The organism is Streptomyces sp. WY228, from assembly GCF_019287315.1.
Lineage (GTDB): Bacteria > Actinomycetota > Actinomycetes > Streptomycetales > Streptomycetaceae > Streptomyces > Streptomyces caviscabies.
In genome coordinates, this window is record NZ_CP079114.1 from 7,051,974 (window position 1) to 7,064,395 (window position 12,422).

Annotated in this window: 8 protein-coding genes and 1 pseudogene; 6 read left to right on the forward strand and 3 right to left on the reverse strand. The window is 72.8% G+C overall.

The window, feature by feature from the left end:
• Positions 1-211 precede the first annotated feature (211 nt).
• On the forward strand, positions 212-2,446 hold the full coding sequence (locus KV381_RS30940) for an RICIN domain-containing protein (RefSeq protein WP_218786819.1): 2,235 nt from the start codon (positions 212-214) through the stop codon (positions 2,444-2,446).
• Between the two features lie 22 nt (positions 2,447-2,468).
• Here KV381_RS30940 and KV381_RS30945 read toward each other — a convergent pair whose 3' ends face one another.
• Positions 2,469-3,230, reverse strand: a complete 762-nt coding sequence (locus KV381_RS30945) for a hypothetical protein (RefSeq protein WP_030084200.1) — start codon at positions 3,228-3,230, stop codon at positions 2,469-2,471.
• A gap of 198 nt (positions 3,231-3,428) precedes the next feature.
• Here KV381_RS30945 and KV381_RS30950 point away from each other — a divergent pair, with 198 nt between their 5' ends.
• Positions 3,429-3,806 (forward strand): hypothetical protein, encoded by a 378-nt coding sequence (locus KV381_RS30950; RefSeq protein ID WP_103537319.1) that lies wholly within the window; start codon positions 3,429-3,431, stop codon positions 3,804-3,806.
• Positions 3,807-3,971: 165 nt separating this feature from the next.
• Complete coding sequence (locus KV381_RS30955) at positions 3,972-5,444, forward strand: amidase (RefSeq protein WP_218786820.1); 1,473 nt, start codon at positions 3,972-3,974, stop codon at positions 5,442-5,444.
• A gap of 28 nt (positions 5,445-5,472) precedes the next feature.
• Here the strand turns inward: KV381_RS30955 and KV381_RS30960 are convergent, their stop codons facing one another.
• Both KV381_RS30960 and KV381_RS30965 read right to left on the reverse strand, forming a co-directional pair.
• Entirely contained in the window at positions 5,473-6,480 is a 1,008-nt protein-coding gene (locus KV381_RS30960) for a GDP-mannose 4,6-dehydratase (protein ID WP_218787332.1), read from the reverse strand.
• A gap of 17 nt (positions 6,481-6,497) precedes the next feature.
• The gene (locus KV381_RS30965) at positions 6,498-7,670 is read right to left on the reverse strand and encodes a glycosyltransferase (protein ID WP_218786821.1); all 1,173 of its coding nucleotides are present in this window, start codon (positions 7,668-7,670) and stop codon (positions 6,498-6,500) included.
• A gap of 64 nt (positions 7,671-7,734) precedes the next feature.
• Here KV381_RS30965 and KV381_RS30970 point away from each other — a divergent pair.
• The 3 genes and pseudogenes from KV381_RS30970 to KV381_RS30980 all read left to right on the forward strand — a co-directional run bounded on the left by KV381_RS30970 (position 7,735) and on the right by KV381_RS30980 (position 12,301).
• Positions 7,735-8,449, forward strand: a pseudogene (locus KV381_RS30970) (response regulator transcription factor).
• Positions 8,446-9,903, forward strand: a complete 1,458-nt coding sequence (locus KV381_RS30975) for a cell wall metabolism sensor histidine kinase WalK (protein ID WP_218786822.1) — start codon at positions 8,446-8,448, stop codon at positions 9,901-9,903. Before KV381_RS30970 ends, KV381_RS30975 begins: the two are co-directional and overlap by 4 nt.
• Positions 9,904-10,078: 175 nt before the next feature.
• A complete protein-coding gene (locus KV381_RS30980) occupies positions 10,079-12,301 on the forward strand; it encodes an NADP-dependent isocitrate dehydrogenase (protein ID WP_218786823.1) in 2,223 nt (740 codons plus the stop codon).
• Positions 12,302-12,422 lie beyond the last annotated feature (121 nt).

A 12,422-nucleotide genomic window follows, 5' to 3' on the forward strand; every position in this document is an offset into this window, starting at 1 on the left:
AGAAGTGAACGGAACAACGTGTCAAGAGGTTGGTCCGGACCAGCGTGGAACTGCTCGCCTTTCGTCGACACAGGCCCTCGTGACGGGAGTTGGTGCCGATCATGGCCGATGCCGGTGGATTCATCTTCCGTACGCGCGGTCTTGACGTGTCCACGGAACGGGCCTAACTTCACGGCCTGAAGTAAGCCCCCCGCGCCCGCAGGAGACACATATGAGAATGCCGGTCACCCTCACGGCCCGCGGCTCGCGCCGCGACGGACACAGACCCCGGCGCCGATCCGTGCCGCTGCTGGCCCTCGGCGGACTGGTGGCCTCCCTGCTCACCGCCGTCGCCACGGCCCCGACCGCCCGGGCCGCCGAACTTCCCACCGGCTGGGCGACCGTGACGGCAGGTCACAGCGGGAAGTGCGTGGACGCGGCCGCCGCCGGAACCGCCGACGGCACCGCGGTGCAGCAGTACACCTGCAACGGATCGGCCGCCCAGCAGTGGCAGTTCCGGTCCGTCGGCGGGGGGTACGTCCGGGTCGACAACCGCAACGACGCCACGAAGAGCTGGGACGTGACCGATGTGTCCACGGCCGACGCGGCACCCGTACAGCTGTGGTCGTACTCCGGCGGCGGCAACCAGCAGTGGCTGCCCGTGGAGGAGCCCGGCGGCAGCTTCCACTTCGTGAACCGCAACAGCGGCAAGTGCCTGGACGTCCCGTCCGCCTCCACCGCCGACAGCGCCCGCATCCAGCAGTACACCTGCAACGGATCGGCCGCGCAGTCCTTCACCGTGGGCGCCACCGACGTACCGAACCCGCCCGGCACCCCCGACTTCGGCCCCAACGTCACCGTCTTCGACCCCACCACGCCCCGGGCCACCATCCAGAACAAGCTGAACCAGGTCTTCGCCCAGCAGGAGACCAACCAGTTCGGCTCCCAGCGCCAGGCCCTCCTCTTCAAGCCCGGCAGCTACGAGGTGGACGCGAACGTCGGCTTCTACACCCAGGTGGCCGGGCTCGGCCTGTCGCCCGACGACGTCACCATCAACGGCGGCGTGCACGCCGAGGCCGACTGGTTCCAGGGCAACGCCACCCACAACTTCTGGCGCTCCGCCGAGAACCTCTCGGTCAACCCGCCCTCCGGCACCGACCGTTGGGCCGTCTCGCAGGCCGCCCCGTACCGCCGCATGCATGTCCGCGGCAACCTCCAGCTGGACGACGGCGGCTGGTCCAGCGGCGGCTTCATGGCCGACTCCAGGATCGACGGCCAGGTCCGCTCCGGCACCCAGCAGCAGTGGCTCTCCCGCAACAGCCAGTGGAACAGCTGGACCGGCTCCAACTGGAACATGGTCTTCGTCGGCGACGTCAACGCCCCGGCCAACAGCTTCCCCAACCCGCCCTACACCACCGTCGACCGGACACCCGTCAGCCGCGAGAAGCCCTTCCTGTACGTCGACGGGGCCGGCGCCTACCAGGTCTTCGTCCCGGCCCTGCGCACCGATTCCCAGGGTGTCAGCTGGGCTTCGGGCACACCTGCCGGACAGTCACTGCCCATCAGCCAGTTCTTCATCGTGAAGCCGGGCGCCACCGCGACCCAGATCAACGCGGCACTCGCCGAGGGCAAGAACCTGCTCTTCACCCCGGGCGTCCACCGGATCAACCAGCCGATCAACGTCACCCGTGCCGACACCGTCGTCCTCGGACTCGGGCTCGCCACGATCGTCCCCGAGAACGGCATCACCGCCATGAACGTCGCCGACGTCGACGGCGTCAAGATCGCCGGACTGCTGATCGACGCGGGCACCGTCAACTCCCCGACCCTGATGCAGGTCGGACAGCCCGGGGCCACGGCCCGGCACACCGCCAACCCCACCTCGCTGCACGACGTCTTCTTCCGCATCGGCGGAGCAGCCGTCGGCAAGGCCACCCAGAGCCTGGTCGTCAACAGCTCCGATGTCATCGGCGACCACCTGTGGCTGTGGCGCGGCGACCACGGCAGCGGCATCGGCTGGAACACCAACACCGCGGCCACCGGACTCGTCGTCAACGGCACGGACGTCACGATGTACGGGCTGTTCGTCGAGCACTACCAGCAGCACCAGGTCATCTGGAACGGCAACGGCGGCCGCACCTACTTCTTCCAGAACGAGATGCCGTACGACCCGCCCGACCAGGCCGCCTGGATGAACGGTTCGACGCGCGGCTACGACGCCTACAAGGTGTCCCCGTCCGTCACCCGCCACGAGGCGTGGGGCCTGGGAAGCTACTGCTTCTTCAACGCCAACCCGTCCGTGGTGGCCGAGCGCGCCTTCGAGGCCCCGAACACGGCGGGGGTGCGGTTCCACAACATGGTCACCGTCTCGCTCGGCGGGACCGGCACGATCAACCACGTCATCAACAACACGGGAGGACCGTCCAACTCCGGCAGCAACGTGGCCAACCTGGTGGCCTATCCGTAGCGGTACGAGAGCGGTGGGCGGGCTACACGGGTGTGATGCTGCGGCCCAGCAGGGCCGTGACGTCCACCGTCTCGTCCGCCGAGGGAGTGGCCGTGGGCACCGGCCGGTCGAAGCCGGAGAAGTCCACGGTCCCTTCCTCACCGGCGTCGCGCACGGTGATCCGCACCGGGTACGGCGTGCCCTCGGCCGCCACATAGGCCGTCAGCCGCTCGCCGCCCGAGGCGAAGGTCACCGGTACGACGGGCGCCCCGTTCACCTCGGTCTTCGCGCCCTTCGTCAGGTCACCCCGGTCGGCGGTGACGTCGTTGTCCGTGATCAGGTCGCGGAAGGTGTCGAGATCGCAGACCTCGGTGACGCTGAGCAGCCGGGGGTCGTCGGCCTTCGCCTTCATGTACCGGCCGTCGAGGATCGCGTCGAAGGTGGAGCCGCCGATCGGCACATGAGTGTTCCAGAAGGCGGCGTCCGGCTTCAGCCAGACGTCGTCGCCGCGCTTCACGATCTCCACCGAACCGTCGTCGCCCATGTCGACCCCGCCCGCGCAGTTCCCCTCGCGGTCCAGGGTGAGGTCCAGGCTCTGGTCCGCGTCGGCTCCGTCGATGCTGCCGCGCGCGCTCAGATGCAGGGACTGCACATCGAGCAGGGCGTCGCGCGAGCGTTCGACGATCTCCTCGGCGCTCAGTGAGTCGATGTCGTCATCGGCCTGCGCGACCACACCACTCGTCAGGGTGAGGGCCACGGCCGCGGCCCCGGTCGCCGCACGCGCGGCCCAACGGTGTCCGCTCACGTCGCCTCCTCGAAAACGCCCCGGTCAGGGGGTGCGCTCCATGAGAACCGGCACATTCGAGCGTACGCCGGGAGCGGGGGAGCCGCCCGGCGCGCACACGGAGCGTCAGGAGTGAAGGCGTTTCTCGTCACGGAGGGTGGGCAGAGCTGCGGTGATCCCGCCCGGGATCACCGCGGACACGCACCACGAAGGAGAACCATGAAGCTGTTCACGGGGAAGAGGCCGGCCACGCGGAGCGAGCGATTCCGGTCAGTTCGGCGGACCGTCGCCGCCACCGCCATGGCGGCCGCGCTGACGGTCCCGGTCACCGCCGTGACCGCAACGGCCGCCCCGGTCGCGATTCCGCCCGGCCTCTCCTGCGACACCGGCAAACACGCCATCGACGAGTACACGGGCTTCGCGCTCTGTCGTAACAACGGCAGCCAGACGCAGACCTTCTGGGTCCATCTGGTCTGCGGCTGGGCCCCGGACGTCGACGGCAACCACGTCACCCTGAGGCCCGGCGAGTCCGGCCAGTCCACCGCCCACTGCGGGAAGATCGGCACCGGAATCGGCGAGATCCACGTCCGCCCGTGACGCCGGGGCCGTAGCGCCGTAGCGGCCCCGGCCGCCGCGGCCCGAACGGCCGCAACGGCCGCACCGGTTGAGCGTGCCGCCTCCTCTCGTTACCCTCCAGTAAGTAGCCGTGGGCGCAACCGGGACGACCGGCCGGCCCCGCGACACGAGGGAGGCGGCACGCCCATGTCCTCAGCGGAGCCCACCGAGCAGACCGGCCCGGCCGTACGGGAACCCGGTCGCGCACCCCGCACGGCCGCCCCCGCCGCGCCGCCGCTGCCCGGACTCGCGGAGAGCGCCCGCGGACTCGCCGACGCCACCACCACCTCCACCGCACTCGTCGCCGACGCCCTCGCCCGCATCGAGGCCACCCAGCCCACCCTCAACGCCTTCCGCCACCTGCGGACCGAAGCCGCCCTCGCCGAGGCAGCGGAGGCCGACCGCAGGCTCGCGGCGGGGGAGCGGCTGCCCCTGCTCGGCGTGCCGGTCGCCGTCAAGGACGACACCGATGTGGCGGGCCTGCCCACCCACTTCGGCTGCGACGGCGAGCTGCCCCCGGCCGTGTCCGACAGCGAGGCGGTCCGCCGGCTGCGCGCCGCCGGAGCCGTCGTCGTCGGCAAGACCAACTCCTGCGAACTGGGCCAGTGGCCCTTCACCGAAGGACCCGCCTTCGGCGCCACCCGCAACCCGTGGAACACCGCGCACACCCCGGGCGGCTCCTCCGGCGGCTCCGCCGCGGCCGTCGCCGCCGGGCTCGTCCCCGCCGCCCTCGGTTCGGACGGCGCCGGATCCGTGCGCATCCCCGCCGCCTGGACGCACCTCGTCGGCATCAAACCGCAGCGCGGCCGGATCTCCGTCCACCCGCACAGCGACGCCTTCCAGGGGCTCACCGTGAACGGCCCCCTCGCCCGTACGGTCGCCGACGCCGCCCTGCTGCTGGACGCCGTCGCCGGAGCCCACCCCGAGGACTTCCACCGCCCGCCCGCCGTACGCGCCGCCGACGCCGCCCGCCGCGACCCGGGCCGCCTCCGCATCGCCCTGGCCTGGCGTCCCCCGCTCACCCTCACCGGCGCCGGACCCGACCCCGAGGTGCGCCGGGCCGTCGCCGCGCTCGCCGAGACCCTCGCCCGGCTCGGCCACCACGTCGAGGAGGCCCGCCCCCGGTACGGGCTGATCGGCCTCGCCTTCGTGCCCCGCGCCACCGTCGGCATCGCCGAATTCGCCGCCCGCCACCCCGAACCGGCCCTCCTCGACCCGCGCACCCGCAGCGCCCTGCGGACCGGGACCCGGCTGGGCGGGCGGGTGGTCCGGGCCGCCCGCGCCCGCGAAGTGCGCCAGCACCGCAGGATCGGCGCCCTCTTCGACTCGTACGACGTCCTCCTCACCCCGACCACCGCCGCGCCGCCGCCCCGGATCGGCACCTTCGACCGCCTCGGCGCCTGGCGCACCGACGTCACCATGGCGGCCGCCTGCCCGTACGCCTGGCCGTGGAACGTCCTCGGCTGGCCCGGCGTGAACGTTCCGGCCGGCTTCACCCGCTCCGGCCTCCCCGTCGGCGCCCAGCTGCTCGGCCCCTCCCGCAGCGAGGAGCGGCTGATCGCGCTCGCCGCCCAGCTGGAGGACGACCTGCGCTGGTACGAGCACCGGCCGCCGGTCTGACCGGCGGCCATCCGCCCCGGCGGGTCGCTCAGACCTGGTAGCGCGTCGGCGCGAACAGGTGCAGGTGGTCCGCCACCCAGGCCGAGGTGCGCTCCAGGCCCTCCTCCAGGCCGACTTCGGGCTCCCAGCCCGCCCAGGTGCGGGCGCGGGTGTTGTCGGACAGCAGTCGGTGGACCTCGCTGCCGGAGGGGCGCAGCCGCGCCGGGTCCACGACGATCTCGGCGTCCCGGCCGGAGGCGGCGATGAGGGCCTTCGCGAGGTCCCCCACCGAAATCTCCCGGCCGGTACCGAGGTTGACGCTCTCGCCCAGCGCCCGGTCGCAGCCGGCCAGGGCCAGGAACCCGGCGGCGGTGTCGGTGACGTAGGTGAAGTCGCGGGTCGGGGTCAGCGAGCCCAGGCGGATCTCCCGCGCTCCGGAGTGCAGTTGGGCGAGGATCGCGGGGATCACCGCCCGGGCCGACTGGCGAGGCCCATAGGTGTTGAAGGGGCGCACGACCGTCACCGGCAGCTCGAAGGCGTGCCAGTGGGACAGGGCCATCATGTCCGCTCCGATCTTCGACGCGGAGTACGGCGACTGCGGCTGGAGGGGGTGGTCCTCGCCGATCGGGGCCGTCAGCGCGGTCCCGTACACCTCGCTGGTGGAGGTGTGCAGGAGGCGGCGCACGGAGTGGCGGCGGCAGGCCTCGGCGATGTTCTCCGTACCGACGACGTTCGTGCGGACGTACGCGCCGGGGGAGTCGTAGCTGTAGGGGATGCCGATGAGCGCGGCGAGGTGGAAGACCGTGTCGCAGCCCGCGACCGCGTCCATCACGCGTCCCGCGTCGCCGACGTCCCCGGCGATGAACTCGACCGGGCCGTGCGGGTCGTCGAGGTGACGGGCGAGGTGGCCCTTGTCGGCGTACGGCTTGTAGTGGACGAACGCCCGGACGCGCGCGCCGCGTTCGACGAGCAGGTCCACGAGGGTGGAGCCGATGAAGCCTTCGGCCCCGGTGACGAGGACGGTACGGCCGGTCCAGTCGACGGCGGTGCTGTTCATGTCGGCGATGGTGCTGTTCATGAGGTGAACTCCTGTGCGGTGGTGGGGTGTCCGGCGAGGCGGATGACGGTTTCGGCGAGCAGGTCGGCGGCGCGGGCATGGTGGCCCGGGTCCGCGGCGCGTCCCATCACGGCGAGCCGCGCGGGGTCGGCGAGCAGGGGGTCGACGATTTCGGCGAGGCGGTCGGCGGTGGTCTCGGCATCGGGGACGAGGCAGGCAGCACCCGCGTCGGAGAGGACCCGCGCGTTGTGGGTCTGGTGGTCGCCGGGGGCGTGCGGGTACGGCACGAGGACGGCGGGCACCCCGGTCGTGGCGAGCTCGGCGATCGTGGCCGAGCCCGCCCGGCAGACCACCAGGTCGGCGACCGCGTAGGCGAGGTCCATCCGGTCGAGGTAGGGCACCGCCTGCGCGACGGGCCCGCGCCGGTGCCCGTCGGCCCCCGCCCCCGCGTCGACGAGCTTCCGACGGGTCTCTTCGAGCGAGGCCGGACCCGTCTTGATCAGGAGGTGGACGTCCCCGCGCTCCCGCCACCGGGCCGCGAGCCCCACCGCGGCGGCGGTGAGCCGGGCCGCGCCGAGGCTGCCCCCGTTGAAGAGGACGACCCGCGCCCCCTCGGGTATCCCGAAGGCGCGCCGCGCCTCCTCACGCAGGGCCGGCCGGTCCAGGGCGGCCAGCGACGCGGCGATCGGCATGCCGACGGTCCGCGCCCGCTCACCGCCCGACAGATGGGCGCGGCTGCCGTCGAAGGCGACGGTGAGGTGTTCGGTGAGCCGGGCGGCGAACTGGTTGGCCCGGCCCGGCACCGCGTTGGACTCGTGGATCACGCTGGGCAGCCCGGCCAGCTTCGCCCCGACGATCGCCGGGGCGCTCGGATAGCCGCCCATGCCGACGACGACCTGCGCCTGCTGGGTGCGCAGGACCGAGCGGGCCTGGGCCCCGGAGCGCAGGAGCGCGGCCGGGAGGAGGAAGCGTTTCGCGCCGAGCGCGGGGTCGAAGGGGATCATGTCGACGGTGTGCAGCCGGTATCCGGCCGCCGGGATCAGGGTCGTCTCCAGCCCGCGCTCGGTGCCGATGAAGGAGATGACCGCGTCCGGGTCGGCGCGGCGCAGGGCCTCGGCGAGGGCGAGACCGGGGTAGATGTGGCCGCCGGTGCCGCCCGCACCGATCACGACGGAGAGGGGTGTGCGCATGGCCGCCACTCTGGGCGGGAGGCTTAAGAAGGTTCTAAGAGTCCGGTTTGGCAGGCTTCGGGGCATGAGCGGTGTGAGTGACGTGAGCGGCCTGCGGAGTACGGGCAGGATTCTGGTGGCCGAGGACGAGCCGGACGTACGGGCCGCCGTCGAGGACGGGCTGAGCGTCGAGGGGTACGAGGTCCGCGGAGTCGGCGACGGCCTGGCGGCGCTGTCGGCGGTGGCCGCCTGGGAAGCCGGACGCACTGGTCCTGGACGTGATGATGCCGGTCCTCGACGGGCTCGCGGTGTGCCGGAGGCTGCGGGCGATCAAGGACCGGACGCCGGTGCTGGTGCTGACCGCGCTCTCCTCGGTGAGCGAGCGGGTGGACGGGCTGGAGGCGGGGGCCGACGACTATCTGGTGAAACCGTTCGCCCTGGACGAACTGGTCGCACGCGTACGGGCGTTGCTGCGGCGGGCCGCGCCGCCGGCCCCGGACGGGGACCTCGCCTTCGCGGATCTGACGCTGGACCCGGTGACGCGGACCGGACGGCGCGGCGGCCGCCCGGTGGAGTTCTCCCGCACCGAGGCCGCGCTGCTGGAACTGCTGCTGCGCCACCCGGGGCAGGCGCTGCCGCGCGAGGTGATCCTGGAGCGGGTCTGGGGTCAGGACTTCGGGCCCGACTCCAATTCGCTCGCGGTGTACGTGGGATATCTGCGGCGGAAACTGGAGGCGGGCGGCGAGCCGCGCCTCGTCCACACCGTGCACGGGCTCGGCTACCGGCTGGACGTGGCGTGAGCGGGGTGCGCCGCCCGGGCGCCCGCTGGCGGCGCAGGCGGCCCCTGCGGACGCGGCTCGCGGTGGCGGCCTCGGCGGCGGTGGCGCTGGTCGCGGTCGGCGTGTGCGCGGCGGCCTTCTTCGTCATCCGCTACGAGCTGCTGCACCAGCTCGACCTGTCCCTCACCCAGTCCGCGACCCGGGTGATCCAGGAGAACCGGGGCGAGGGCCCGCAGACCGTGGCGGGCGAGTGCCGCTACCTCTCCGCGCCCGCCTGCGCCCAGATCGTCCCGGCCGACCCGGCGGCGGACCCCGACCCGGCGTATCTGCTGCCCGTCTCCGCCCCCGTACGCGAGGTCGCGGCCGGGAAGCGGGCCCCGTACTACAGCAACGTCAGCCGCTTCGGGCAGCCGCTGCGGATGCTGACGACCTCCTTCGGGGACGGGCGGGCGCTCCAGGTGGCGCTGCGGGCGGACCCGGTCGAGAAGGGCGTGCGGCAGGCGGCCGTGCTGCTGGCGGCGGTCGGCGGGGCGGGGGTGCTCCTGGCGGGCCTGCTCGGGTACGCCGTCTCGCGCACGGGCCTGGCCCCGGTGGCCCGGCTGACCTCGACCGCCGAGCGGATCGCGGCGACCCGGGACCCGCGCCACCGCATCGAGCTGCCCCCGGGCCCGCCGGGCCGGCAGGACGAGGTGACCCGGCTGGCGGCCAGCTTCAACACGATGCTCGGGGAGCTGGAGCAGTCGGTGAGCTCCCAGCGCCGGCTGGTCGCGGACGCCTCCCACGAGCTGCGGACCCCGCTGACCGCGCTGCGCACCAACGCGGAGCTGCTGACCCGCGGCGACCGGCTGACGCCCGAGCAGCGCGACCGGGCGTCGGGGGCGCTGGGGCGGGGGATCCGGGAGGTGACCGGGCTGGTGAACGACCTGATCGAGCTGGCCCGGGACGAGGAGCCGCTGCCGCTCCTGGAAGAGGTGCGGATCGCGGAGGTGGCGGAGCACACGGTGGCCACGGCCCGCACGCACTGGCCGTGGACCCCATTCCTGCTGGAGGTGGGGCCGGGTGCGGCGCAGACGGTCCGGCCCGGGGTTCCGGCGCGGCTGGCGCGCCTGCTGACGAACCTGCTGGACAACGCGGCCAAGTTCAGCCCGCCGGGCACCCCGGTGGAGGTGGCGCTGAGCGCGTACGGGAGCGGGGGCGAGGGCGGCGGCGGGCCCGGGAGCGGTGGCGGGCTGGTGCTGACGGTCCGGGACCACGGTCCGGGGATTCCGGCCGCGGACCTCCCGTACGTCTTCGACCGCTTCTACCGGGCCGAGGCGGCGCGCGCCCTGCCCGGCTCGGGCCTCGGCCTGGCGATGGCCCGGCAGATCGCCCGCGCGCACGGGGCGGAGCTGACGGCGGGGGCCGCGCCGGGCGGCGGGGCGCTGCTCACGCTGACGTTCGGCCCCGGGGGCCCACCGGGCGGTGGCGGGCCGTGACGAGCGGCGCGAGGTCCGGCGGGGCCCGGAGTCTCACCCGCCGTGAGCGCGCGGTCACGGCCCCGGCCCGTCCAGGGCGCCGGCGGTGAAACCGTGCGGGGGCCTTGTGGAGCCCGGCACGGTGACGAGATATCTTGATGTCAAGCAATGTTGCAGACGTGGAGCGGAGCACCCGGTGACTGACTCGACCATCATCTATACGCACACCGACGAGGCCCCTGCCCTGGCGACCTACTCGTTCCTGCCCGTCGTCGAGGCCTACGCCTCGACCGCAGGCGTCACGGTCGAGCGCCGTGACATCTCCCTCGCGGGCCGGATCATCGCCAGTTTCCCGGAGCACCTCAAGGCCGAGCAGCGTATCGATGACGCGCTCGCCGAGCTCGGCGAGCTGGCCAGGACGCCCGGCGCGAACATCATCAAGCTGCCGAACATCTCGGCGTCGATCCCGCAGCTCAAGGCCGCCATCGCCGAGCTCCAGGAGCAGGGCTACGCGCTTCCGGACTACCCGGACGACCCGCAGACCGACGCCGACAAGGACGTCCGCGCCCGGTACGACAAGGTCAAGGGCAGCGCCGTCAACCCGGTCCTGCGCGAGGGCAACTCCGACCGCCGCGCCCCCGCCTCCGTCAAGAACTACGCCAAGGCCCACCCGCACCGCATGGGCGCCTGGTCGGCCGACTCGAAGACGAACGTCGCCACCATGGGCGTCGACGACTTCCGCTCCACCGAGAAGTCCGCGGTCATCGCCGAGGACGGCTCGCTCCGCATCGAGCTGCACGGCGACGACGGCACCACCACCGTGCTCCGCGAGTCCGTACCCGTCCTCAAGGGCGAGGTCGTCGACGCGGCCGTCCTGCGCGTCGCCGCGCTGCGCGAGTTCTTCACCGCGCAGGTCGCCCGCGCCAAGGCCGAGGGCGTGCTGTTCTCCGTGCACCTCAAGGCCACCATGATGAAGGTCTCCGACCCGATCATCTTCGGCCACGCGGTCCGCGCCTTCTTCCCGAACACCTTCGCCAAGTACGGCGAGCAGCTCGCCGCCGCCGGTCTCACCCCCAACGACGGCCTGGGCGGCATCCTCAAGGGCCTGAACTCGCTGCCGGACGTTGGCGCCGAGATCCAGGCGTCCTTCGAGGCCGAGCTCGCCGAGGGCCCCGCCCTCGCGATGGTCGACTCCGACAAGGGCATCACCAACCTGCACGTCCCCAGCGACGTCATCGTCGACGCCTCGATGCCCGCCATGATCCGCACCTCGGGTCACATGTGGGGCCCCGACGGCAACGAGGCCGACACCATCGCCGTCCTCCCGGACAGCAGCTACGCCGGTGTCTACCAGGTCGTCATCGACGACTGCCGCGCCAACGGCGCCTTCGACCCGGCCACCATGGGCTCGGTGCCCAACGTCGGTCTGATGGCGCAGAAGGCCGAGGAGTACGGCAGCCACGACAAGACCTTCGAGATCCCCGCCACCGGCACCGTGCGCGTCGTCGACACGAACGGCGCCGTCGTGCTGGAGCAGGCCGTGGGCGCCGGCGACATCTTCCGGATGTGCCAGACCAAGGACGCCCCGATCCAGGACTGGGTCAAGCTCGCCGTCACCCGCGCCCGCGCCACCGGCAACCCGGCCGTGTTCTGGCTGGACGAGGGCCGCGCGCACGACGCCAACCTGATCGCCAAGGTCACCACGTACCTCGCCGACCACGACACCGACGGCCTGGACATCTCGATCAAGACCCCGGAGGAGGCCACCGCCTTCTCCCTGGAGCGCATCCGCCGCGGCGAGGACACCATCTCCGTCACCGGCAACGTCCTCCGTGACTACCTCACCGACCTCTTCCCGATCCTGGAGCTCGGCACCAGCGCCAAGATGCTCTCCGTCGTCCCGCTGATGAACGGCGGCGGTCTGTTCGAGACGGGCGCGGGCGGCTCGGCCCCCAAGCACGTCCAGCAGCTCGTCAAGGAGAACTACCTGCGCTGGGACAGCCTGGGCGAGTTCCTGGCCCTCGCGGTCAGCTTCGAGCACCTGGCCACCACCACGGACAACGCGCGGGCCCAGGTCCTCGCCGACACCCTGGACCGGGCGACGGGCACCTTCCTCAATGAGGACAAGTCCCCGAGCCGTCGCCTCGGCGGCATCGACAACCGCGGCAGCCACTTCTACCTGGCCCTCTACTGGGCCCAGGAGCTGGCGCGGCAGACCGACGACGCCAAGCTCGCCGAGGCGTTCGCCCCGCTCGCCAAGACCCTGGCCGAGCAGGAGGAGACCATCGTCGCCGAGCTGATCGCGGTGCAGGGCTCCCCGGCCGAGATCGGCGGCTACTTCCAGCCCGACCCGGCCAAGGCCGCGGCGGTCATGCGCCCGTCCGCCACGTTCAACCAGGCCATCGCCACCCTCGGCTGACCTGATGGGGGCGGACCCGTCCGCCCCACTGTTCCGCCCCGGCAGGCCCTGTGCCCGCCGGGGCGGTCCGCGTTCCGGGGGGCCGTACGGGGGACGAACCAATCCGCCGCTCCCACGGCTC